Origin of the sequence: Ligilactobacillus sp. LYQ139 (assembly GCF_045033025.1) — a bacterium.
GTDB lineage: Bacteria > Bacillota > Bacilli > Lactobacillales > Lactobacillaceae > Ligilactobacillus.
In genome coordinates, this window is sequence record NZ_JBJFZW010000002.1 from 128,529 (window position 1) to 153,238 (window position 24,710).

At 45.9% G+C, this 24,710-nt stretch carries 22 protein-coding genes, 1 other RNA gene and 1 other annotated feature; of the genes, 5 read left to right on the forward strand and 18 right to left on the reverse strand.

From position 1 onward, the window contains the following. Window positions 1–24: 24 nt before the first annotated feature. The 5 genes from topA to ACI3E1_RS02785 form a co-directional block, all read right to left on the reverse strand. Window positions 25–2,163: a type I DNA topoisomerase gene (gene topA, locus ACI3E1_RS02765; RefSeq protein WP_405024157.1), complete on the reverse strand. Its 2,139-nt coding sequence runs from the start codon at window positions 2,161–2,163 to the stop codon at window positions 25–27. A gap of 64 nt (window positions 2,164–2,227) precedes the next feature. Beyond that, window positions 2,228–3,085 carry a DNA-processing protein DprA gene (gene dprA, locus ACI3E1_RS02770; RefSeq protein WP_405024158.1) on the reverse strand — a complete coding sequence of 286 codons (858 nt, stop codon included), beginning with the start codon at window positions 3,083–3,085 and terminating at the stop codon, window positions 2,228–2,230. A gap of 62 nt (window positions 3,086–3,147) precedes the next feature. Beyond that, window positions 3,148–3,912, reverse strand: a complete 765-nt coding sequence (locus ACI3E1_RS02775; protein WP_405024159.1) for a ribonuclease HII — start codon at window positions 3,910–3,912, stop codon at window positions 3,148–3,150. Beyond that, window positions 3,896–4,675, reverse strand: a complete 780-nt coding sequence (gene murI / locus ACI3E1_RS02780) for a glutamate racemase (RefSeq protein WP_405024160.1) — start codon at window positions 4,673–4,675, stop codon at window positions 3,896–3,898. The genes ACI3E1_RS02775 and murI overlap by 17 nt, the downstream gene beginning before the upstream one ends. Next, window positions 4,672–5,448, reverse strand: coding sequence for a DeoR/GlpR family DNA-binding transcription regulator (locus ACI3E1_RS02785; RefSeq protein ID WP_405024161.1), 777 nt, complete (start codon window positions 5,446–5,448; stop codon window positions 4,672–4,674). Before ACI3E1_RS02785 ends, murI begins: the two co-directional genes overlap by 4 nt. Before the next feature lie 233 nt (window positions 5,449–5,681). On the opposite strand from ACI3E1_RS02785, the gene ACI3E1_RS02790 reads away from it, so the two are divergent. From ACI3E1_RS02790 to ACI3E1_RS02800, 3 genes are all read left to right on the forward strand, one after another. Then, window positions 5,682–7,175: an MDR family MFS transporter gene (locus tag ACI3E1_RS02790; protein WP_405024162.1), complete on the forward strand. Its 1,494-nt coding sequence runs from the start codon at window positions 5,682–5,684 to the stop codon at window positions 7,173–7,175. Beyond that, on the forward strand, window positions 7,172–7,909 hold the full coding sequence (locus ACI3E1_RS02795; protein WP_405024163.1) for a DUF4811 domain-containing protein: 738 nt from the start codon (window positions 7,172–7,174) through the stop codon (window positions 7,907–7,909). The genes ACI3E1_RS02790 and ACI3E1_RS02795 overlap by 4 nt, the downstream gene beginning before the upstream one ends. A gap of 208 nt (window positions 7,910–8,117) precedes the next feature. Further along, window positions 8,118–8,627, forward strand: coding sequence for a hypothetical protein (locus ACI3E1_RS02800; protein ID WP_405024164.1), 510 nt, complete (start codon window positions 8,118–8,120; stop codon window positions 8,625–8,627). 43 nt (window positions 8,628–8,670) lie between these two features. Here ACI3E1_RS02800 and ACI3E1_RS02805 read toward each other — a convergent pair whose 3' ends face one another. From ACI3E1_RS02805 to ACI3E1_RS02820, 4 genes are all read right to left on the reverse strand, one after another. Continuing rightward, window positions 8,671–9,804, reverse strand: coding sequence for a class I SAM-dependent RNA methyltransferase (locus tag ACI3E1_RS02805; protein WP_405024165.1), 1,134 nt, complete (start codon window positions 9,802–9,804; stop codon window positions 8,671–8,673). Between the two features lie 77 nt (window positions 9,805–9,881). Continuing rightward, window positions 9,882–10,257: RNase P RNA component class B (gene rnpB, locus ACI3E1_RS02810), an RNA gene on the reverse strand. A gap of 26 nt (window positions 10,258–10,283) precedes the next feature. Continuing rightward, window positions 10,284–10,619, reverse strand: a complete 336-nt coding sequence (gene gpsB, locus ACI3E1_RS02815) for a cell division regulator GpsB (protein ID WP_405024166.1) — start codon at window positions 10,617–10,619, stop codon at window positions 10,284–10,286. Between the two features lie 51 nt (window positions 10,620–10,670). Continuing rightward, window positions 10,671–11,237: a DUF1273 domain-containing protein gene (locus tag ACI3E1_RS02820; protein WP_405024264.1), complete on the reverse strand. Its 567-nt coding sequence runs from the start codon at window positions 11,235–11,237 to the stop codon at window positions 10,671–10,673. A gap of 115 nt (window positions 11,238–11,352) precedes the next feature. Here ACI3E1_RS02820 and recU point away from each other — a divergent pair, with 115 nt between their 5' ends. Together recU and ACI3E1_RS02830 are read left to right on the forward strand one after the other, a co-directional pair. Continuing rightward, entirely contained in the window at window positions 11,353–11,952 is a 600-nt protein-coding gene (recU, locus tag ACI3E1_RS02825; RefSeq protein WP_405024167.1) for a Holliday junction resolvase RecU, read from the forward strand. Window positions 11,953–11,990: 38 nt separating this feature from the next. Further along, window positions 11,991–14,213, forward strand: a complete 2,223-nt coding sequence (locus ACI3E1_RS02830; protein WP_405024168.1) for a transglycosylase domain-containing protein — start codon at window positions 11,991–11,993, stop codon at window positions 14,211–14,213. A 65-nt stretch (window positions 14,214–14,278) separates the two neighbouring features. Here the strand turns inward: ACI3E1_RS02830 and ACI3E1_RS02835 are convergent, their stop codons facing one another. From ACI3E1_RS02835 to ACI3E1_RS02875, 9 genes are all read right to left on the reverse strand, one after another. Continuing rightward, on the reverse strand, window positions 14,279–15,172 hold the full coding sequence (locus ACI3E1_RS02835) for an EamA family transporter (protein WP_405024169.1): 894 nt from the start codon (window positions 15,170–15,172) through the stop codon (window positions 14,279–14,281). Between the two features lie 84 nt (window positions 15,173–15,256). Beyond that, window positions 15,257–17,668 (reverse strand): phenylalanine--tRNA ligase subunit beta, encoded by a 2,412-nt coding sequence (pheT, locus tag ACI3E1_RS02840; RefSeq protein WP_405024170.1) that lies wholly within the window; start codon window positions 17,666–17,668, stop codon window positions 15,257–15,259. 4 nt (window positions 17,669–17,672) lie between these two features. Then, window positions 17,673–18,719, reverse strand: coding sequence for a phenylalanine--tRNA ligase subunit alpha (gene pheS / locus ACI3E1_RS02845; RefSeq protein ID WP_405024171.1), 1,047 nt, complete (start codon window positions 18,717–18,719; stop codon window positions 17,673–17,675). 48 nt (window positions 18,720–18,767) lie between these two features. Further along, window positions 18,768–18,981: a binding site (T-box leader), on the reverse strand. 44 nt (window positions 18,982–19,025) lie between these two features. Continuing rightward, a complete protein-coding gene (locus ACI3E1_RS02850) occupies window positions 19,026–19,355 on the reverse strand; it encodes a winged helix-turn-helix transcriptional regulator (RefSeq protein WP_405024172.1) in 330 nt (109 codons plus the stop codon). A gap of 16 nt (window positions 19,356–19,371) precedes the next feature. After that, window positions 19,372–19,869 (reverse strand): HD domain-containing protein, encoded by a 498-nt coding sequence (locus tag ACI3E1_RS02855; RefSeq protein WP_405024173.1) that lies wholly within the window; start codon window positions 19,867–19,869, stop codon window positions 19,372–19,374. A 98-nt stretch (window positions 19,870–19,967) separates the two neighbouring features. After that, a complete protein-coding gene (locus ACI3E1_RS02860) occupies window positions 19,968–20,747 on the reverse strand; it encodes a TrmH family RNA methyltransferase (protein ID WP_405024174.1) in 780 nt (259 codons plus the stop codon). 25 nt (window positions 20,748–20,772) lie between these two features. Further along, complete coding sequence (locus tag ACI3E1_RS02865; protein ID WP_405024265.1) at window positions 20,773–21,093, reverse strand: hypothetical protein; 321 nt, start codon at window positions 21,091–21,093, stop codon at window positions 20,773–20,775. A 67-nt stretch (window positions 21,094–21,160) separates the two neighbouring features. After that, on the reverse strand, window positions 21,161–22,996 hold the full coding sequence (gene lepA, locus ACI3E1_RS02870; RefSeq protein ID WP_405024175.1) for a translation elongation factor 4: 1,836 nt from the start codon (window positions 22,994–22,996) through the stop codon (window positions 21,161–21,163). Between the two features lie 451 nt (window positions 22,997–23,447). Next, window positions 23,448–24,707 carry a peptidoglycan bridge formation glycyltransferase FemA/FemB family protein gene (locus ACI3E1_RS02875; RefSeq protein ID WP_405024176.1) on the reverse strand — a complete coding sequence of 420 codons (1,260 nt, stop codon included), beginning with the start codon at window positions 24,705–24,707 and terminating at the stop codon, window positions 23,448–23,450. Between the last annotated feature and the right edge of the window lie 3 nt (window positions 24,708–24,710).

Below are 24,710 nucleotides of genomic sequence, written 5' to 3' on the forward strand. Positions count from 1 at the left end.
TTACTTCCTTCTTTCCTTAATTCACTACTTCGGCTGGAGTTTTTCAGCATAATCACAACTACTACACTTTACCTGGAGCCCCTTCCGCGACTTCTTCTCTACCAGGTATGCTCCACATTTTGGGCACTTCCGGCCAACTGGTTTATCCCATGAAACAAAATCACAGTCCGGATACCGGGAGCAACCATAAAACAGCCGGTTCTTTTTGGACTTCCGTTCAAGTACATCGCCCTTTCCACACTTTGGACACGTTACCCCGGTTTTCTTTATGATTGCTTTGGTATTACGACAGTCCGGGAACCGACTGCAGGCGTAAAACTTACCGTACCGTCCCATCTTAATCACCATTGGTGCTCCGCACACATCACAGTCAATCCCAGCCGGTTCATCCTTAATCTTAATCGTTGCAACCTTCTTTTCCGCGGTCGCCACCTCTTGGGCGAAGGGCTGATAAAATTCGTCAATCACCTTAACCCACTGCCGCTTTCCTTCCTCGATATCGTCCAGTTCCTGTTCAAGGTTGGACGTAAACTTAACGTTTAGAATATCCGGAAAGCAATCTTTGATAATATTATTAACAATAATTCCCAGTTCGGTTGGCGTAAATTTCCGGGCCGCCAATTTAACGTAGTAACGCTTTTGGATTGTACTCAACGTTGGTGCATACGTTGATGGCCGCCCTACACCATTTTCTTCAAGTGTTTTGATTAGAGCAGCCTCCGTATACCGCGCAGGTGGTTGCGTAAAATGTTGGTTCGGTTGGTTACTTACCAAAGTTACCGCATCTCCTACTGCCAAATCAGGAAGCTGGTTATCCTTTTGCTTGGCATCCTTATACACCTTCATGAACCCCGGAAACTTCATCTTTGAACCGGTAGCACGGTACTGTACGTGGTTTTGTTCTAGCGTAACCTTCATCGTATCAATAATCGCCGGCGTCATTTGACTTGCTACAAACCGGGACCAAATTAACGTATATAACCGAAGTTGATCCTTTGTTAGATACTTCGCAATTGAGTCTGGCGTCCGTAGCACCGACGACGGACGAATTGCCTCATGCGCATCCTGTGCTCCCTCCGGTAACTTCCCCCGCCGTGGTTTTACAGCTGCATATTTTGCACCGTACTTATCATTAATTAGCTGTGCTGCTTCATGCTTAGCCACTGTTGAAATCCGGGTCGAATCGGTCCGCATGTACGTAATTAAACCAACCGCACCTCCGCGTCCAATATTAATCCCTTCGTATAATTGCTGAGCCACCATCATCGTTTTAGCAGTACTAAACCGGAGGGTGTTATTCGCTGTTTGCTGCATTGTTGACGTGGTAAATGGCAAAGCAGGAAACCGCTTCCGTTCCTTTTTCGTGACGTTAGTGACAGTAAACGATTGCTTTGAGTTAACCCGTTGCATTATCTGCTGAACAGCTTCACTGTTAGGGAGTGTTGTCTTCTTTCCGTCAATCCCATAAAAAGCAGCAGCAAACGTTGACCGGTTTTTCTTAAACTCAGCATCAATTGACCAGTACTCCTCAGGCTTAAAGTTTTTAATTTCTTGTTCCCGCTGAATTATCAGGTTAAGTGCAATGGACTGAACACGGCCAGCTGATAACCCCCGCTTAACCTTCGCCCACAGCAACGGCGAAATTGAATATCCCACAAGTCGGTCCAGTACCCGGCGTGCCTGCTGCGCATCAACCAAGCTCATATCAATGGCACGGGGGGTTTTAAAAGCACTTTTAACCGTATCCTTCGTAATTTCATTGAAGACAACCCGATTTTTATCTTTAGGATCAAGCCCGAGAAGATAGGATAAGTGCCAAGCAATCGCCTCCCCTTCCCGGTCGGGGTCAGAAGCCAAATATACGTGGTTGGCTTTTTTTGCTTCCTTCCGTAACTCTTTAATTACCGGACCCTTTCCCCGAATTGAAATATAATGCGGGGCATAATCATTTTCAACGTCAATTCCCATCGTACTTTTAGGAAGATCGCGAACGTGCCCGAGACTAGCCATTACCTTGTACCGCGATCCAAGATATTTTTGAATAGTCTTAGCCTTTGACGGTGATTCAACAATCACGAGGTTCTTCTTCACCCGGCGTCGGATCGTTTTCCGCTTCGTTGTTTTCTTTGTGGTTGTCGTTGTTGCACTCGCCGTTTTCGGCATCGTCACCAACTCCTTTTCGCATATCAAAATCGCTTTTCATCATATGCTACCACAATTATTACTGTCAAGTTAAACCAAATTCTTCCATTATACTTACAGAATTTAACGCTGGGGTGGCCCCCGCTTGAATTAACTCGTTTGTTCCCATTGATGTTGGTGCGGTAATTGGTCCGGGAACTGCCAACACGTTCCGATTGGCCTGTAACGCAAGGTTGGCAGTAATCAGACTCCCACTCCGTAACTGTGCCTCCGTTACAAGGGTAGCTGAACTTAATGCCGCAATTATCCGGTTTCGTTCGGGAAAATGATGCCGTCGTGGGCCCGTTCCCGGTGGATATTCACTTAACAAAACACCGCTACGCGCAACACTTTCCTGAAGCCCGGCATTCTCTCGGGGATAAGCTTTATCTAACCCTGTTCCGATGACCCCAATTGGCACTCCCCGAAAACGACAGGTTACCTCATGAGCAATCCGGTCCGCTCCCTTAGCCAGCCCACTCACAATTCCAACTTGCCGGTTAATTAGCGGCGGTAACAGTTCGCCTAACACCTCCCGGGTATAATTTGTGCACCGTCTGGCACCAACTACCGCCAATAAAGGCCGATGTAATCGCACCAAGGATCCCCGATAAAATAGCACAACCGGCGGCCTGTAACTCTCCCTTAAAAGTGCTGGATATTCATCATCAATAATTGTCACAATCTGCCCTGTTTGTCGGCACCTTTGCCACCGTTTTATCAGAAGCCGTTCCCGCAACTCAGTTTGCCACCGCCCAGTCTGGATATTAGAAAAACCGAGTAATGTTGGAATTACTGATAACACCGGAACCTGATGCGTGCGTCGAATAATGGCAATCAACCGCCATTCTCGTGCTAATGTCCGTAAACTGCTCATATGAAACATAATTAACAAATTCCGCACAAAAAGACACTTCCTTTACGTTCTTCCTCATTGAATAAGTACGCAAAGAAAGTGTCATTTTTTCATTTACTAAGCCGCTTCGCAACCGGGGCAAAGGTCCGCCGGTGAATTGGGGTCACTCCCAGGCTATCAAGACCTGCCAAGTGTTCCTTTGTTCCGTAGCCAGCGTTCTGTTCAAAACCATAACCCGGATAAACTTCGTCATAAAAGCTCATTAACCTGTCCCTGACAACCTTAGCTACGATACTAGCTGCCGCAACCGAGGCTGACTTCGCATCGCCCTTAATTAACCGTTCCTGGGGAAGCGTAACCGGTACTTGCATCGCATCAACAATAAGATGGGTTGGCGTCACAACAAGATGATTCACCGCCTCTCCCATTGCAATCCGAGTTGCTTCATAAATATTAACTCGATCAATCAATTTATTCGATGCGGTTCCGATTGCTACAGCAACGGCCTGACTTAAAATCTGACCGTAAAGCTGCTCACGTAGTGCAGCGCTCAATTGTTTCGAATCATTTACCGCAACTAAATTAAAATTATGCGGCAAAATAACTGCCGCCGCAACAACCGGTCCAGCTAAGGGACCCCGACCAACTTCGTCAATCCCTGCGACGTACTGGTCCCCCGCCTGCCACAAACGGCGTTCAACCACTAACCGGCGTTCAAAGGCCTCCTGAGCATGATGCTTCTTTTCTTGAAGGCGATCATATTGGGCAACCAACCGCTGAACGCCCTTCCGGGAGTCCGCTCGCAGGGAAGCCACCTCTACTTCAGTCAATCCTGTTTGAAGCCATTTTTTGATTTCACTAATCGTCTTTTTCATTAAATAACCGCTCACTTAACTGAATCATCGCCGGAGTTGCCGTACTGTTTTCAAATGCGACCTGTCCTGCTGGCTGCTGGAGGTTAAGCAGATTCTTAGCTTCTAACTGCCGCCGCAATTCCCGGGCTGTCCCGGCACCGCCATCAATAATTGGAATCCCAGGACGCATCTCCTGCGCAATTGCCGCCCGAACGAACGGAAAGTGCGTACAACCTAAAACAACGGCTGCAGCTGTCGCGGCGTACGGCGCAAGTAATTTATGGAGGTAGTCATGCACCGCAGGCGTGTCCATTATACCAGCCTCAACAAACTCAACTAAAGCCGGCGCCGCCAGCGGGATAATAGTTGCTTGTTGGCGATAACGTTCCGCCAGCTGAGTAAACTTCTCTTCCCGCAGCGTTAACGGCGTCGCCATCACAATAATCTGTTGCCCGGGATGTTGCTCAACCGCGGGCTTCACTGCCGGTTCAATTCCGATAATCGGAAGCGCTGCGTACTTTTGCCGCAAAAGCGCCGCTGCCGCGCTAGTTGCCGTATTACATGCAATAACAATTGCCTTAACTTTCCTTGCCAATAGATGCCCAACAACCGCTTCGCTTAAACGTTGCACCTCCGCCGTTGGCCGGGGACCATATGGTGCATTCGCAGAATCACCAAAATAACAAAAATCCTCATGCGGAAGTTCCCGCACAGCCGCACGCAATACAGAAATTCCACCAACTCCCGAGTCGAAAATGCCAATCGGTTTATCCTGTTGCTTCATCCCTGTTCTCCTCCCTGTTCATTTCCAACGATCCGAATTTCAGTCTCACGCGGAAAAATCGCGCGCTGTTCCGCAGTTAAGCGCTGATCCGTGATAAAGAGGGATACCTTTGCCGGGGAACAAATCCGAAAATATGACTGGTTCGTAAACTTCTGATGTTCCGCCACCAAAATGACCTTTCGTGCCCGGCGAACTGCCATCCCAACAATTTGCGCATCTTCTTCATCTAGTAAGTACAATCCATGCCGATCAATTCCTGAGGCCGCAATAAACGCGGTATCAAAGGCAATATTACTGAGCTCTTCAATGGCATCATGAGAGTAAAAAAACCGGTTATCATGGTTTAACGTTCCACTTAGAACCTTCACCGTCACCTTACTGCGTTCCGCCAGCGCAACGCAATTATCCAGCGAATGGGTCATAATTGTCACGGACATATTAAGGTTCTGACAAGTCTTAAGCAAAATCGTTGATGAATCGATAAAATAAACATGATGAGGTTCAAAATACTCTGCCGCAGCCACCGCAATTTGCGTTTTCTGCTTGGTAAAACGCGACAATCGGCTTTGAAAATTAGGAACACTCCGCCCAAAATCCAACGGTAAAATTCCTCCATGTGTTCGCCGCACTTCACCCCGCTTAGTTAGTAAAACAATGTCCCGCCGGGCGGTGTCTTGCGACACACCAAACTCATGCATAATATCCCGCGTTGATAATTCCTGTCGTTCCTCTAACAGTTGTTTGATTAACGCAATTCTTTTTTCCTGACTCACCTGATGCCACCCCAAGACTTTTTTCTCAATTATACCCCATTTTACAATCTAACCGCAGATGATGAAAAAATGATCCTTTCAATTGACAATCACTTCCACCCGGCGTAAAATGACAAGATGTCACATGACATACCGTCATGTTGGCTGCTCGCGCAAAGAATATTTTTAGCACTTCCAATGTTTAAGTGCTAAAATAGAAACCAGTTTAAAAAGATCAATTCGAGGTGAATTACATGGCAAAGATGAAACCTGCAACCGATGTTCACGGTAAACCGTATAGTCGGTTTCTTCTTTTTATAACCCTAATTATTGGCGGGTTCGTTGGTTTTCTTGCCGGAACAATGCTGGGAACGGCATACCCAACTTTTATGAGTAAATTTGGAATTGGGGCTTCGACAGTTCAATGGCTTTCAACCGGATTTATGCTGGTAACCGGGGTAATGATTCCGATTACCGCCTGGTTAATGAACCGCTTCAGCTCAAAACTCCTTTACATCGCCGCAATGATTCTCTTTACGGTGGGAATTACAATTTCATACTTTGCAAATAATTTCGGATTACTGCTAACAGGCCGGCTTGTTTCGGCCGTTGGTGCTGGGGTGATGACATCCCTCATGCAATCCATTGCCTTAACGATTTTCCCGGTTGATAAACGGGGAACAATCATGGGGATTGTCGGTCTTGCTGTTGGAATGGCCCCAGCAATTGGCCCAACGCTTTCAGGATGGATCATTGACACCTTTAATTGGCGGATGATTTTTGGAATCTTAATTCCGATTTCAATTATTGACATCGTCATGGCGTTCTTCTTTATGCGAACCGTTCTGGAGTTATCCCACCCTAAGATTGACGTTCTCTCTGCCATGCTTTCCGTAGTTGGATTTGGTTCGTTTCTTTACGGAACATCCGAAGCCGGAACGGATGGCTGGGGATCATTTCAAGTTCTTCTAAGCTTAATCATTGGAGCCATCTTCATTGCCCTCTTTTGCTGGCGGCAGATTAAGCTTGGCGATAAAGCCTTCTTGGATATTCGACTGCTTAAAAACTGGCACTTTACGATTGCTTCCATTCTTGGGTCAATCGCCCGGATTGCCCTAGTTGGGGTCGAGCTAATTCTCCCAATGTACATCCAAATTGTTCGCGGACAAACTCCGTTCCATTCCGGATTAATGTTACTTCCTGGAGCACTGATGATGGGGCTAATTAACCCAATTTCCGGGTTCTTATATGACCGAATGGGTGCTAAAAAACTTGCAATGACCGGATTAGCAATTCTTACGCTGGGAACGTTTAACTTTATCACGATTTCAACAACTACCCCAATGATCGAAATTATCGTTCTTTATGCCGTCAGGGTTGTTGGGGTTTCGTTCGTAATGATGCCGGTTAATACGGCCGGAATGAACGCCCTGCCACTGGCAAAAATCAATGACGGAACGGCCGTCAACAACACCCTCCGGCAAGTTTCTGGAGCAATTGGCACAGCAATTTTTACAACAGCATTGACTAATGTTCAGGATCATATGGAACCGGCTCACCACCTGCTTTATACAGCTCCGCTGAAATACAAGCACCAGATGATTAGTGCTGCTCTTGGTGGGTATCATATGACGTTCTTCCTGGCATTCCTCTTCGGGATACTTGGAATTATCATTGCGTTTTATTTCAAGGATGTTAAGCGGAAAGTTGACCTTCCTCTTGATTCAAAGGATGGTGAAGAAGCATGATTTTAGTTATTCTTGTTGTCGCACTGCTACTATTCTTAGTGCTGTCAATTCTATGGCACCACGGACACCTGCTAAAAGTGGTTATTTGTGCTGGATTTTTTTTGATTGCGGTTGCCTGCTCCCTCACACTGATGCTCAATGACGTCAGTCACCTGGGAATGAAAGAAGTAGCGGTAACTACTACTACAAAGTTACAGCCAACCATCAACCCTAAAAAGTTACCGGTTAACCTATTAATGTACAAACAGTTAGGAACGGGAAGTGAAAAGGTTTACCTATACAAACCAGCCGTCACAACTAAGGTCAGTCACACTGATGCAGATGTTTCTGCGTCAACTCAGGTTATTCATTCTTCCCGTGCTAAAACTGCAACGGTCACAATTACAAAAACCAAATACCAGGCAAAAAATTCATTTTGGCGTGTCCTATACTGCGGTCTTGGCTTAGAAAATCAGGTTAAACAACGTCATTATCGGTTTACCATTCCGGTTAGCTGGCAGGTCGTGAGTGTTGCACAACTTAAGCGGGCACAGCAACGGTTAAAACACGATAAACCTGCCATTGCTCAAGCAATGAAACAGCAAGTACCACTGCTTGTTAAACAGCAAGTTACCCAGGCCATGCAAAAGAACCCCACAATGAGTTCACACCAACGAGTTCAAGTAACGCAGCGCGCAGAACAGCAAGCTAAGCAACAGATAATGCGGCAATTCATTAATAAGGCGTTTCAATAACCTAATTGGTATTGTGCCATAAACCAAATATCTATAATTCAGCGCTTAAACAAACAGACCGAGTAGAAGCTTCTAATCCCCCACTCCTTGCTCCATGATGCACTCAGCTTATTACTCCTGCAGCGTTGGTTTTCTTTACTTACTTTTTAAGAATGGTAGCCTTATGTTATACTAACTCTATGACTAACTAAAGAAAGGAGCGTTTTGAATGGTACCGGGAATGCCGGAGTGGTTGTTAGTAGTTAACAGTCTTATCATTATTCTTATTACAACCAACTTCATCATTCAAACAACACTCCTTATTATTAAAATTTACCAGGGGAAAGTGGCTGTAATTCCTCACGGGCGGGTACGACTACGGTGCAGCGCATGCACAATTGAATATAATATCGATTTCATTACTACTCACCGGTACCGAATTAACCGGGTTCCTACAAACGATCCTAACATTGTTAGTTTTACTGAAAACTGCCCCTCCTGTCGTCAGTACTGCCCACAAGAGGTAATCGCTGATCCCCAAGGGGTTGTCCCAATGGCCGCCGGGCGCATTGATCCATCCTTTAAGCGGTTTTTCCTTTATGGCGCTATCCCCCTCCTTTTCTTAATGTACTCGTCTGGAGGATGTTGTGTAACGTTTACATCCCTGTACGTTATTGGAATGACTGCCATCACTGTTAAACATTGGTGGGAAAAGCATAAAGTAAGTAGTGGGAAGTAAGCCATAAATGGCTTACTTTCCACTACTTACTTTATTACGAGGCTTACTTTACTTTTTTCCCCCAATACTGAAAAAGGTCTGTTCGTAACCGTCCGTTATATAACTTTCTACGCTTAGTGGCAGGTTGACCATAAAAGCGTTCAAATTCCATGTCACCAGTCAAAATATACTTACTCCAACTCGCCAATGGCCGGTAAACCGCCCCCATTTGTGCATACAGTTTTCTAGCTGCTTGGCGGTCCCCTAACCGTTCGCCATACGGTGGGTTAGCAACAATTACACCATTTTTTTTATCGGTTTTAAAGTCCTTCGCTGCCATTTGCTTAAAGGTAATACTATGAAATAACCCTGCTTCCTGCGCATTTTGCCGGGCAATTGCGACCATCCGCCCATCAATATCATAACCAGTAATGTCTAATTCCCGATCGTAGTCCGCCGCCGCATCTGCGGCCGCCCGTTCATTGGCGCTGACCTGCTGGGGTAACCATTCCCACTGTTCGCACGTAAAATCACGGTTAAACCCCGGCGCAATGTTATGACCAATCATCGCCGCCTCAATCGGGATCGTTCCTGACCCACACACTGGATCAACAAACGGCATCTCTGGATACCAGTGCGCTAGTAAAACTAACGCGGCAGCCATATTTTCCTTTAACGGTGCGGCACCTTTATTAATCCGATAGCCCCGCTTAAAAAGGCTCGCCCCAGTTGTATCAAGGGTTAGAAGTACTTGATCCTTATTAAGAGCTACCTGAACGGGATATTGCGCGCCAGTTTCCGGAAGACGCGTCCGCCGATGAAAAACAACCTGTAACCGGTTAACGATTGCTTTTTTGGTGATTGCCTGAATACTCGGAACGTTATGAAGAACCGATTTTTGTGACTTCCCAGTAACAGGAAACGCAGCATCAACGGGTAAGTACCGCTCCCATTCAACTGCATTAACGTGATCAAATAATTCACCAAACGTCCGGGCGGAAAATTCGGCAATAACAATCCGTACTCGGTCCGCCGTTCGTAGCCACAGGTTTGCTCGAATAATATCCTGAATGGTGCCACTAAAACGAACCCGACCGTTCTCCACCCGTACATCATTGTACCCGAGATGGCGCAGTTCATTTCCAGTTAACGCTTCAATTCCTGCCGCACACGTTGTAATTAACTGATACCGTTCCACCAGCAATTCCTCCGTTATTTATTAACCAATAATAAAAGGGCCGTGACAACAGTCACCGCCCTCCTGAAGATGTAGGCCTCTATAAGCCACGTTCCGTACGTCATCCAGTCTCAGGAAACTGAAATCGGTGGTAATCATCTATCTCCGAACTGTTAACCAATTCGCCCCCATGATTAGTTCATTTCCGTCATGAAGCGCCCCTACCAAAATTTGGGTTACCTGCTCGCAGGGTTTACCGCGTTCCACAATCGTTGTTTCCAACGATCCTCGTCTCTGTGGCACTTTCAAAACTACTTAAGCATAGCCTTAACGACCGTAGCCCTTTCGTTTGCCGTCACCATTAAGGTGCCCCGCCTTATTTTTTCAGCGAGTACGATCACTACGGGCATCGCAGCCCGTGCAAGCTTGGACTTTCCTCAGCCTACTCAAGGTAGACCGCGATTACCAGAAACCTACATCAGGATTAACACTAACTAAACCTAAAAGTGGTTCCCCTGAGAATCATTCATCTGGGAACCAAACACCCGCCGCTCAAGGTTTGAAAGGCGCTTAAGAATGTCCATGTTAGTGGCCCCAGCCGTTGGTCGAACAGTCTGGCCAGACTGACCAACCGCAACCTGCTTGGTAAGATCATCAACTTTCTTTTTCAAGCGGTCGTTTTCTTCTTCAAGTTGCCGGGTAACCTTATTAAACTTCTCATAGTCCTGAATCACCTGATCCAAAAACTCATCGACGTCTTCCGGGTCATATCCCCGCATTTTGGGCTTGAAGTGCTTATCATAAATTTCTTTCGGCGTAAGCTTAATATCGTTCATTCGTCTAACACTCCATTGTAAACTCATTAACGCCTATATTATAGCTACAATTTACCATGATTGCAAATCATTCTTCACCGCTGCATACTCCGTTACGGCACTCTGCAGTTGATCCATATCAATCAACGTGCACGGATAATCATGTTGTTGTTGCCACCGTTTAATTGCTGCGTAATCGTATTTTGGTTTTCCTGGATACTCCTGATCATACACTAAAAGGGCTGCATCCGTATGAGACAACATAAAACGCTGATAATTTTGTAATTGGGCTGGTGACTGGTAAGGTTGGTCACTGACGTTCGCATGAAAGTCAACCTGTTGTTGGAGAGTAGCTAACTGCAGCTGTTTATCCTCTTTCCACCGATGAGCAAACTCTGCGTACGGGAACATCATTGAAACATGCAACTCGGGATATTCATCCCGGAGAGTAACCGCCGTCATTGCCGCCCATTGTTCAACGCCCAACTGTCCTCCGGTAATTATCCATTCCAAACCGGCATCAAAAGCGTTAATAAACGCTTGTCTTAGCGCAAAACGGATCACCGCTATCCGGGGATCATCATTATTAAAAATCGGAAACTCATAGCTCCGATAACCCGTTACCCATAGCCGCATAATGTCCCCCCTTAATTAATGCACCCTTATCCTACCGCATTCTCCCGCCAAAAGCCACTTCCTTTTGCTTCCCCCTAACGTCCTTGCTATAATAGGTGAGATAAGAAGGTGATGTATTGTGGCGTTGAAGTACCCTGACGGACGATCATTCCAACAATCAACCCCATTATCGCAGTCCAAGCACACTTCGATTCAATATGGTAATCGCGGAATGACGCTTGAACAAGAAATTAATGCAACAAATAAGTATTATCGTATCAACGGGATTGCCGTTATTCATAAAAAGCCCATTCCAATTCAAATTGTGAACGTTGACTATCCCAAACGGAGTGCGGCTGTTATCCGGGAAGCATATTTTAAACAACCCTCAACAACCGACTATAACGGCGTTTATCAGGGGCACTACCTCGACTTTGAAGCTAAGGAAACCCGCAACAAAACAGCTTTCCCGTTGAGTAATTTTCACGCTCACCAGGTTGAACATTTAAAGGCTTGTATGGCACAAAATGGCATTTGTTTTACAATTGTTCGCTTCACCATTTTAGATGAACTGTACTTGATGCCAGCAGCAACGCTTTTCCGCTATTGGGATCAGCAAGCAAATATAACAGGCCGCAAATCGATCCCCCGAAAAGTAATCGCTACCGAAGGGATTAGCCTGCAATATGGTTTAAATCCACGCATCCCGTACTTGAGTGCCGTTGATCAACTAATTTAGCAATGTAAACTACTTATAAAGGAGTATGGTACCTAATAATGACTGAACAAGATCCACATTATTCAAGAACATCTCGCCACCAGACCCGAGAAAAAGAGGAACACCAACGGCATTCTCATTGTAAGCACCGTTTTTGGGGATGGGCGCTTGGAATTATTGCTTTCCTAATCGTTGCTGGCGGGTTTCTTTTTGTTGCGTACGCTAGTACTGCCCCCAAATTATCAATTTCCCGACTATCAAGTCCAGAAATGACAACGATTTATGCAAGTAACGGGAAAAAAATCTACACGTTAGGAAGCGAAAACCGCCAAGTAGTTAAGCAAAACCAAATCCCTCAGCAGCTAAAAGACGCAATTGTTTCGATTGAGGACCGCGGTTTTTATAAACAAAAAGGGATTGATCCGCTCCGGATTGTTTCCGCAGCATTTTCTAATATTTTTCACCCAAACGCTATTCAAGGGGGAAGTACGCTTGACCAACAGCTGGTTAAACTTTCATACTTTTCAACTAGTAACGCTGATCGAACGCTTAAACGGAAAGCGCAGGAAGCGTGGCTAGCCATCCAGCTCGATAAACATTACAGTAAAAACCAAATTATGACGTTTTATGTCAACAAAGTTTATATGGGATCTAACTGTTACGGAATGCAAACGGCGGCCCATTATTACTATGGAAAGCCGCTTAAAGACCTGAATCTGGCCCAGACCGCAACAATTGCCGGGATTCCTAACGCTCCGGCATCTTACGATCCGTTAATCAATCCTAAACTAGCAACCCAGCGGCGGAATCTTGTTTTAGACGCAATGGTTCAAAACAAAAAGATTTCTTCCGCTCAAGCAGCGGCGGCAAAACAACAAAGTATTACTGCCGGACTTATTACGGACCATGCAGCCCAAAATGATGAAAACTCTAAACGTGAACTTGTAGCGGACGCCTACATTCAACAGGTTTTACAGGAAGCTAAGCAACAAGGTTATGATCCGGACAAAGGAAATCTAAAAATTTATACAAATTTGGACTGGAACGCCCAGAAAAGGTTATACAACATTGTTAATACCAATAACTACGTAAACTGGCCAAATAGTCGTGTTCAAATTGCCTCAACCGTTATTAACCCCCATAATGGAAAAGTTATTGCAATGATTGGCGGACGTGAAAAGCAAACTGCCTTTGGTTTGAACCGTGCTGTTCAAACAAATAGATCAAACGGTTCAACTGCAAAACCTCTTTTTGATTATGGTCCAGCCGTTCAGTATCTTCATTGGGCAACATATCACCCATTAGATGATGGCCCATTTAAATATCCTGGTTCAAATACAAACCTATACGATTGGGATCACAAATATAAAGGCAAAATGACGATGCGTCAAGCACTTGGTCAATCGCGTAATATTACAGCAGTTAAGGCTCTCCATGCTGTTGGATTATCACAAGCTCAACAATTTATTTCAAACCTAGGATTTAACGGCAGCAAATTTAATAATTACACGTACGGAATTGGAATTCCATCGTCAACATTGCAAAATGCTGCCGCATATGCTGCCTTTGCAAATGGCGGCACTTACTATAAACCTCAGTTTATTAATGAAATAAAGTCTTCTGATGGAAACGTTAAAATCTTTAATGCAAATGGGAAACGTGCAATGAGACCAGGCACAGCGTACATGATTACAGACATGCTAAAGGGCGTTCTACAAGATGATGGTACCGCTACTGATGCAAAAGTACCTGGCTTGTACATGGCCGGGAAAGACGGCGAAACATCCTACCCGCGTGACCGTGATACAGGTTTCCCTTCTAATGCATGCATGGACGGATGGATGAATGCATATACTAAAAATTATTCTATTTCTGTGTGGGTCGGTTATGATCATCCGTTCAATCCTGGATGCTACCTGACAACCGATGCACGGTTATCACACTATGTTGCTAAAAGCGAACTTCAATATCTTGCAGAGTTTACTACAAACACAGATTGGATTCGGCCATCCAGCGTTGGTACAAAGACCTTAAATGGAGTCAAACAACTCTACTGGATTGATTATCCTGATCCTGATATTTTTGCGGGGAATTCATCATCCGGATTATTTTCACACAGTGGGCATGATAATGATCATTCATTCAGCATGAATTTTAGCATCGATATGGGGCATTCTAATAGCACGAATAACAATAATCCCGACGTTTCTCAGGCCGTTAATAACGATAATAACAGTCAACAAAGTGGTAATACCCCAGCTCAAACTAACTCCAGTCATTAATTTCGGAATTGTCAACTCCCCCACGCATTATGCGTGGGGGAGTTTTTGTCTTAATAATTATAAAATTACCCTTCGTTTGGCTGATAATTCAGTCCAATTACAGCAATAATAATTATCAGTGAACCAACTACCGTCGCTAAACTCAAATGCAAGCCCAAAACAAGCACCGAACCCACAGTGGCTGTAAGGGGCTCGAAGGCGTCTAGCATGCTGGCAATCGTGGGAGAAATGTACTTTAACACGGTTGTAAAAGCAATAAACGGAATTACGGTTCCAATAACAATAATCATTAAAAACATTACTAATACCTGAGAAGTTAGCGCAAACGTTATTCGGGTTGGTGATACAACTTCAAGCCCGATCCCCGCGATAACTAGCCCCCACCCCGTGATTTCCATGGATGAAAAAGTCTTTAACAATGACCGTGGAATCAACGTATTTGTTGCAACACCCACAGCTGAAATAAGGCCGTAAATTAAAACTAACGGTGTGATTGCCAGTTGCGTAAACCGGCCATTAGTTGCTACTATCACCACCCCGATGAAGGCAGCAACCGCACTAATCACCTCTAACCGAGACGGAATTTCATGGTGGCGAACTGCCATGTATAACATAATGAAAAACGGGCCGATAAACTGTAAAATTGTTGCAATCGACGCATTTCCAATTTTCACCGTCATAAAGTAAAACAATTGGACGGGAATCAACCCTAAAATTCCGTAGCTGACGATTATTCCCGCATCATGCCACCGATACCAAATTTTTAACGGCTGTCGGCCCACTAACCATCCGATAAATAAAATAGTAATTCCCCCGATAATCATACGCACTTGCGTCACAGTCATCGGCGAAATGCGCGGACTAATCGCGAACAATATCTTAGCAAAGACTCCGGAAATTCCCCAGCATGTCGTTGACATAATGCCCAGAAGAACCCACGGCCATTTACGCCCTTTCATAACCATTCCTCCCGTAATTTATACACTAAAAAGGTCATAGCCACCGTGCGCTACGACCTTACTTTATTTATCCTTATGCTAATTCTACCGGACCTCAGCGGCAAATTCATCCTGAAGCTTCCGGACAATTTTATTAAACGACCGGTTAACATCCTCATCAACCAGCGTCTTGGTCGGATCCCGATAAACAAGCGTATATGCCAGCGACTTCATCCCTGGCGCTATCTTATCGCCCTGGTAAACATCAAAGAGCCGCACATCTGCAAGATGTGCTCCCCCGTTTTTAATAATGCATTGCGTCAGCTGTTCATTCGTCACGTCTGTCCGAACGGCTAATGCAATATCCCGCGTTACCTCAGGGAACTTCGAAACAGCTACATAGCGCTGTTCATTCTTCGGAAGATGATAGAGCACATCCACATCAAGTTCAAAAACATACGCTCGTTTAAGATGATTTTCCTTAGCAATGTCGGGGTGAACCTCACCTACAAAACCAACAAACGTTTCACCCACGTATACGTCTGCAGTCCGGCCTGGATGCATTTCAGCATGAGAACTAACCGGAACATACCGTTCCCCGCTAATTCCTAATTGCCGAAGGAGGTGTTCAACAATTCCCTTTGCAACGTAAAAATCAACCGGTTGCTTGGACTGGTTCCATCCCGATTGGCGGAATAACCCAGTTAACACCCCGGCCACGTGCTCGACTTCCCGCGGCCGAACATGTTCGCCATCACCAAGGAAAACTCGGCCCTGTTCGTACAGTGCAACGTCTTGTACCTTTCGGTGAACGTTATACGCCGCATCATCTAGCAACCCGCTCAAAAGGTTCATCCGGGCCGTGGTCCGATCAGAACTCATCGGAAAGGCGAGCTCAGTTGCCGTTGCTGGCGCAAACATAAACCGTTGTGCTTTGGTTGCAGTTGTTAAGCCATAAGAGATCGCTTGATTCAGTCCTGTCTCCTGCAATGTTTGCCGAATTATCCGGATAAACCGTTGCTTATGTGTCCGGACACCCGGGGTTGTTACTCCAACCGGGAGCGTCGCTGGAAGGTTATCATAACCATAAATCCGGGCAACCTCTTCGATTAGGTCAGCTGGTAGACTAATATCCCACCGAAACGGTGGCACATTTACGGTAAACGTCCCCGCCTCCTCCGCAACGCCAAACCCTAACCGCTTAAAAATCGCAGTAACTTCGGCTGCCGTTAACTTAGTTCCCAGTACGTCATTAACGCGCTGCAGTGAAATTTTCACGGTAACATCGTGTACGGGGTGGCGAGTTGCCTCTAAAATTCCCTGGGCGACTTGCCCGCCAGCGTTAGTTGCAATTAACTGTGCTGCTGCATCAAGAGCCGCCACCACTGCATCCTGATTAATTCCTCGTTCAAACCGCATTGCCGCTTCAGTGTGCAGATTCTCCCGCCGGGATGTCTTCCGAATCGCAGTTGGATTGAAAACTGCTGCTTCAAGAACAACATCTGCGGTATCAGCCGTAACCGCCGTTCGAACTCCTCCCATAATTCCAGCCAAGGCAACCACCTCATTAGCGTCTGCAACAACCACGTCGCCAGCCGTTAACTTTCGTTCCGTTCCGTCAAGCGTCGTTAGGCGTTCCCCTTCTTGCGCCTGCCGCACCGTCAACTGCTTTCCCGCAATTTCATTATAATCAAAGGCATGGAGCGGTTGACCGTATTCTAACAAGGCATAATTAGTCGCGTCAACAACGTTATTTACTGGCCGAATTCCCGCATTCCACAGTCGGATTTGAAGCCATAACGGACTCGCAGCAACGCGAACGTTTCGAATAACGCGGGTCATATACGTCGGTGCCACCTGCTCATCAGCAGCAACACTTAGTAACGAATCAACCTTAACATCGTCGGCTTCCTTAACGCTTACTTCCGGCAAATTAACCGGTCGACTGTACATTGCACCAACTTCCCGGGCAACTCCACGCATGCTTAACATGTCCGCCCGATTGGGTGTAATGTCAACATCGATGATATCCTCGTCCATTCCCAGGTACTTAAAAACGGGTTCCCCCGGGACGGCATCATCTGGTAACACATAGATTCCATTAACGTATTCTTGCGGAACAACCGCTTCCGGAAAACCAATCTCTTGCAGGGCACAAATCATCCCCATTGAAACGACCCCGCGCATTTTCCCCTTCTTAATTTTTTCGTTACCAGCAATACGCGAATTTGGGAGCGCAACAATTACTTTTTGATCAGCAGCGATATTCGGCGCACCGCATACAATTTGGTACGGTTCATCCTCACCAACATCAACTTGGCAAACATGCAGGTGGTCTGCATTAGGATGCGGCTCAACCTTTAGGGTATGGCCCACCACAATCTTCTTCAGTCCTGTTTCCCGCCGGCTGGTTTCGTCAACCTCAACGGCCGTCCGCTCAATTTTTTCCGCTAACTCTGTCGGCTTAAGGTCAGCGACATTCACGTATTCGTTTAACCACTTCGTTGAAACTTTCATTTGTTTATCCCTTCCATGCAAACTGCTTTAAGAACCGCTCATCATTCAGGTAAAAGTTACGGATGTCATCAACCCCATACTTCAGCATTGCAAAGCGGTCCGGCCCTAATCCAAAGGCAAAGCCACCATATTCTTCCGGATTAACACCTGCCATTGACAAAACATTAGGATGAACCATTCCGGCCCCTAACACTTCAATCCAGCCGGTTTGCTTGCAAACGGCACATCCCTTGCCGTCACACTTAAAACACGAAACATCAACCTCTGCTGATGGTTCAGTAAACGGAAAATAGCTCGGCCGCATCCGGATATCCCGGTCCGCCCCAAACATCTTCCGGGCCAGAAGTTGGAGGGTCCCTTTAAGGTCAGCCATGGTAATGTGTCGGTCAACCACAAGCCCCTCAATTTGGTGAAACTGATGTGAATGGGTCGCATCATCCGTATCCCGCCGGTAGACCTTCCCGGGAGAAATCATCTTAAGTGGTCCCTGATTAAAATCGTGTTTTTCAAGGGTTCGTGCTTGAACCGGGGACGTCTGGGTCCGCATTAAAATATCCTTCGTGATGTAGAACGTATCCTGCATATCGCGGGCCGGATGATCCTTTGGTAGGTTCATCATCTCAAAGTTATAATGCTCCTCTTCAACTTCGGGACCATTTATTATCTGGTAACCCATTCCCAAGAAAAGCTCCTCAATCTCGTCAATAATCTGCTGCAAAACATGCGCCGTTCCGGTTTTAACAGGTGTTCCTGGCAAGGTCACGTCCAGGGTTTCCTTTTCAAGTTTAGCCGCCATCTGAGCAGTTTCAAGTTCATCTTGCTTTGTAGCGATTGCCCGTTGCAATGCATCCCGCACCTCATTGGCAAACTTTCCAACCCGTGGTCGTTCCTCCGGGTTAATTTCCTTCATTCCCCGTAAAGCCGCCGTAATCGGCCCCTTTTTTCCAAGAAAATGAACCCGAATTTCATTTAACTGCTTAAGTCCTGTCGCTTCTTGAATTGCGCCAAGTCCTTCATCCCGCAATTGTCCCAGTTGTGTCGTTAAATCCATCAGTGTACTCCTTTCCCACAGATAAAGGCAATCAAAAAGCCCCGTCCAAATAGGGACGAGGCTTCGCGGTACCACCCTAGTTTTAGTGACACACGGCCACCAACACTCTTTACGGATAACGGGCGTCCCGAACTGTTTTTCATTCATTAATTCCCAACAGTAGCTCCGGAAGTGAACTTCATCGTTTATTGAGGGGACACTTCCAGCACCAGTCCCTCTCTGAACTCTCCAAACGATTACTTTTTTCCATCATTGCCTTTAAAATCTTCGCCTAAATTTTAACCTGTCAGCCCAGTAGACGTCAAGCTACTCACAATCAGTAGTTGTATACCATTTATCTGCCCACTCATGAAGGGCAATCATCATTGCTTGGAGGTCTTGGCCCCGCTCGGTCAGCCGATATTGTTCCCGGCAACAGCCATCAACTGCCACCTTTTCAACAAGTCCCTCTTTAACCAATTCCTTTAACCGTTCAACCAAAACACGGTCGCTACACTTATTAATTTTGGCCGCTAAATCGCGAAAACGTTGCGGCCCCGCCGTTAAGAGAACATCAATGATTAATCCGTTCCACTTCTTACCAAGAATACTAAAAATCTTCGTAAATTTTGGACATAATTGAAAATCAGCCTGCATCATATATTCCTTTCAATTATTTAGTTGTTAACTGTTGCTGAACCAGGTGTTTAGTATCAGTTAACACATGGGTACTGTACTCCTCAATTGCAGCATACTTATCAACAAGTGTTACCACATAACCCTCAGGATACTTCGGCGGAACAAGGGTTGCCCCCCACATATGCTTAACAATGATATCACGTTCCTTTGCGGTCAATGACGTAATTTTTTCCGCATTGCGAAGTGCAATCCGGGGATGAAACCAAGCGTGCGTCCCCAGACTAAACTTGGTTGTTCGCCAATCATAGTAAAATAAATCATGTAATAATCCCGCTCGCGCGGTTGCCCGGGCATCAAGATGGAGCCGCCGGGCAATTCGATAACTCTCGTACGAAACCGTAAGACAATGCTCCAACCGCGTCGTTGCGTGGTGCTGAACAAAGTTTGCTAACCGTTGAACTTCCGGATGTTCTAATAAGTCACGGACGTATCCAACATATACTGAATCAGTTTTCCATTCTCCCTGTTTCATGCATGACTACCCCTTTGTCAGCAAAATAACCGCTTCAATGCGTATCGTAGCCCGGACCTGGTAAAAATTCAAGCCTAAACTAACAGCCTTATTAATTCTTAACCGTCAATTAACTGAAACATCAAAATTCCGGCTGCTACCGCAACGTTCAATGATTCTGCTTGCCCAGCAATTGGGATGTATAGGTTCATCGCTGTTTGGTGAAGTAAATCAGCGCTCATGCCGTTCCCTTCATTTCCCATTACCAACGCAAAATCTTGGTGCTGACCAACGGTCCGATAATCACGAGCATTCACGTTTAGTTCACTCCCAAAAACCGGTATTTTACGGTCCCTAAACGTCGTGACCCACTCTCCTAAATTTAACGTTGTCACCAGATGCAGATGAAATTGACTACCCTGCATTGAACGCATAATTTTCGGCTGATGGTAATCAGCCGTTCCGGGTCCAAATACAACCCCGCTAAATCCGGCCGCATCCGCCGTTCGTACCATTGTCCCAATGTTTCCTGGATCCTGCACTCCGTCAAGGAAGAGCCATGCTCCCTGAGCTTGGTTGGGAGTTACGGGCTGCTGATCAACAAGGGGAGCCACCGCAAAAACACCCTGCGGACTGGGCGTTGAACTAATTTTTTGGGCAATCTCCCGGGTAATCATCACCACTTCACAGTCATTTGGAATTGATAAATCGTCCAACAAGCTAGTTTCATCAGCGACAATAATCAGTTCATTAATGACAACTTGGGCTGCTAAGGCTTCTTTCACCAGGTGCCACCCTTCCAACAGGTAACGGTGCTGCTTTTTACGCCCCCGACTAGTCTGTAATTTAGCCCAATCCTTAACCCGGTGATTCCCCGGGGCAGTAATTTCTTCTACCATAAGCTTCCTCCGTCTCTCACTCCAATTAATGCCGCACGCCGCGGTAATTATGACTTCCCTTAATTTTATGAACGTGTTGCTTAAAGTGCAGGCCACTATTAGTAACTAACTTAAAATTCTTCATTTTACCATTAAATGGCCGCCCACTTACCCTAATTTGGCGCCATGTCTTCATCGCTTGAATCATCGTTCCCAACTGTTTCTGCTGCACGGAATTATTTTCCCGCAATGCCGCAACAAAGATATCCGACTGCAGCCGCTGAATAAGCCCATCATGGTAGTTTAACAGTTCAGGAGTTACGGGGGCATGACGGTACTGGTTAAACAAATCCTGAATTACTGTCATCGCTTCACGGACACTCTTCGGTTGTATGTACCGTTGTGCCGGTTGCTTTTTCACTGTTGTTCGCCCCTTACTTATTATCGAGTTCCTCGTCAGTCTTTAAAACCGCCATAAAGGCTTCTTGCGGAACATCCACCTTACCAATGGCCTTCATCCGCTTCTTGCCCCGCTTTTGCTTTTCCAATAACTTCGCCCGCCGATCTGGGTCACCGGTATGAATCCGCGCCGTAACGTCTTTCCGGTAAGCCTTAATATTGGTCCGAGCAATAATTTTAGCACCAATTGCTGCTTGAATGGGAACTTCAAAGTTTTGCCGCGGAATAATCTTTTTTAACTTCATCACAATTTCACGGCCGCGTTTTTCTGCGAATTCCTTGTGAGCAATGAAACTCAGCGCATCAATTTTATCCCCGTTTAGCAGAATATCGATTTTTACAAGCTCACTTGGCTGCGTGCCGTTTAACTCATAATCAAGCGACGCATATCCTCGGGTGCTCGACTTAAGCTTATCAAAGAAGTCAAAGATAATCTCCGATAACGGCATGTCATAAATAACATTTACCCGGTAATCGTCAAGGTATTCCATCGTACCAAATTGTCCCCGCTTTCGTTGGCACAACTCCATCACCGCTCCAACATAATCATTGGGGACCATAATCGTTGCTTTCACGAAGGGCTCATTAATCTGCTTAATTTCCGTTGCTGGAGGCATCTCCGCCGGATTAGCCACAGCCTTATGCTGCCCGTTTGTTAACGCAACGTCATAGGTTACCGATGGTGCGGTGGTAATCAAACTCAGGTTAAATTCCCGCTCCAGTCGTTCCTGAATAACGTCCATATGCAGTAATCCAAGGAACCCGCACCGGAATCCAAAACCCAGTGCCTGGGAAGTTTCGGGCTCGAATTCAAGCGCTGCATCATTTAACTGGAGCTTTTCTAAGGCATCCCGTAAGTCGTTATACTTTGCGTTATCTGTCGGATATAACCCAGAGTACACCATCGGGCTCATCTCCCGGTAGCCGGCTAACGGCTTATCGGTTGGGTGATCCGCATTGGTAACGGTATCCCCTACCCGAGTATCCTGAATATTTTTAATACTAGCGGTAATGTAACCAACATCTCCGGCAATTAGCACATCCCGTTTTAATGGTTTCGGGGAGTTCACTCCTACTTCGGTTACTTCGTATTCCGCTTCGCTGTTCATCAGCTTAATTCGATCGCCGGCCTGAACGGTTCCTTCCACAATTCGGACACTCAAAACAACTCCGCGGTAATCATCGTAGACAGAATCAAAGATCAATGCCTTTAATGGGGCTTGCAAATTTCCAGTTGGTGCGGGCACCTGGTGAACAATTTGTTCAAGGATCTCCTCAATTCCAATCCCCTTCTTGGCACTCGCTAATACCGCATCGCTAGCATCAAGCCCAATTACATCCTCAATCTGCTGGCGCACTTTTTCGGGTTCAGCTGACGGGAGGTCAATTTTATTAATCACGGGTAAAATTTCCAAATCATCATCAAGGGCTAGATATACGTTAGCCAACGTTTGCGCTTCAACCCCCTGCGCTGCATCAACGACCAACAGTGCGCCTTCACACGCTGCTAGGCTCCGGGAAACCTCATACGAAAAATCCACGTGGCCGGGGGTATCAATTAAGTGGAAAATATATGTTTCTCCATCCTTCGCTGTGTAGTGTAATTCCACCGCGTTTAACTTAATCGTAATTCCCCGCTCCCGCTCGAGATCCATTGAATCCAACAATTGATCTTGCATCTCTCGTTTGGAAACAGTGTCGGTTAGCTCAAGAATTCGATCAGCAAGCGTCGATTTCCCATGATCGATGTGGGCCACAATTGAAAAATTACGGATATGACGCTGGCGCTCCTGCATTGCTTTTAAGTCCATCGTGCTCCTACCTTCCGTTCAGTCATCGTTGCCCTTATTATAATAAGTCCGGGGGAAACCAGTCAATTTCTCATTGCAAACAAAAAGCTACCGCCACAACGGTAGCTTTCTGCTTGATACGAAAATGGATAATTTTTGGTTTAGTTCCGCTTCTTCCGCTCAGCTAAACCAAACACACTTAGAACTCCGGCTAATCCTAACCGCTGAAGCAGCACTATTTGGAGTGTCCCCGGCATCTGGAAGCAGCTTACTTGTTAACCCCGCGTCCAACGTACACGTTAGCTACAACCGTAACCGCTTCAAAGGCAGTTGCTGTTATAAATGCTTCTTCATGAGAATATCTCCGAATAATTCCAACCTATGTAATTTCTATCCAACACGTCCAGCATAACAAATGGGAGAATACTCCCTCCATTACATTTTAGTTACAATTTTCGTTGATTTTTCTAAATTATCGTTCGTCGTTGTGTCCGATAAGCGTTTTAATCACCTGGTTAACCCTGTACAATATTGGTTTTAACGGCTTTTCGAACCAGCCAATCGTCCGGTACGGCGTTCCGCCAAACGATTGTTTAAACTTTAACACCCCATCACTGCCATCAAAATTTCCCGTGACCATGTAAAAATTGTATGTTGGAATATGTTTTTTTAATGCGATTTGCATCACATAGTCTTGAAGAAGATATTGCCCATGGTAGTTACCAAACTGCTTATTATTAAAGCTGAACAGGTACGCCAACTCCTGCGGATGGGTACAAAACATTCCACCCGATAACGTCAAAACATTTCCGTACGCCTTCCGCTCATCCTCGGCCTGGGTAATATTTCGCTGCTTACCCTTGATTTGTTGCAAAAATTCGTTTTTGCGCCGTTGTAATTTAGGCGTATTCTTCTTCTCAAGGCGCGCATCAACCTTGTCAATGCTCTGTTGCAGCTGCTCAATCTCTTTTTTATTCCGTGCGATAAAATCATCCAAGTTCAAACGTGCCATTAGGTAGTAAACATCATCACCGTATTCCTGGTAGGCACTTTGGTAAAAATGAAGCGTCTTATCTGCAAAAGAACGCCGTTCAGCCGTTGCAGCCGTTTGCTTTTTAAATTCAGGCAATTCATCGTAACTTAACCGGTCAATATATACCCCCAGCTTCTCGGCCCGCTTAATATCATTTCGTGCTTGTTTGCTGTACGTTGCCCGTAATTCATCGACCGAATGAATGGGCCGTAAATCCTTTCGGTACTCGTACCCTAATCCGATTAGCGGAATCCGATTATCCGTGACGGGATGCTGCTCAACGTGCTTATATCCACTGTTCACCATCAGCTCAACAAACGACTGATTAAACTGAGCAACCACCTTCCCCTGGTTATCAAGCTGTTCCGCATCAAGTGGCGGCGTCACCCTAATAGCAAGTGCCCCCTGCTGTTTGAAAAAGCGTTCCGCTTCGCCGAAGAAAAAGCTAACCAGTTCCTGGTTAGAATAATCCATCAGCGGGCCTGCCCACATCGAATAAATGTCCCCCATCCGGGCATGGTCAACAAAATAAGTCGAACCAGCAACTAAGCGGCCATCTTCCTTAACACCGATACACCCAACCTTTTTAGATTGCTTATTCATATTGTATTGGCCACGTAACTGCATAAACCGCCCGAGGGGATGTTGCTTCCCGAACAGTTCGTACTCATCTAGTGATAACTCTGAGATAAACTCCATCAC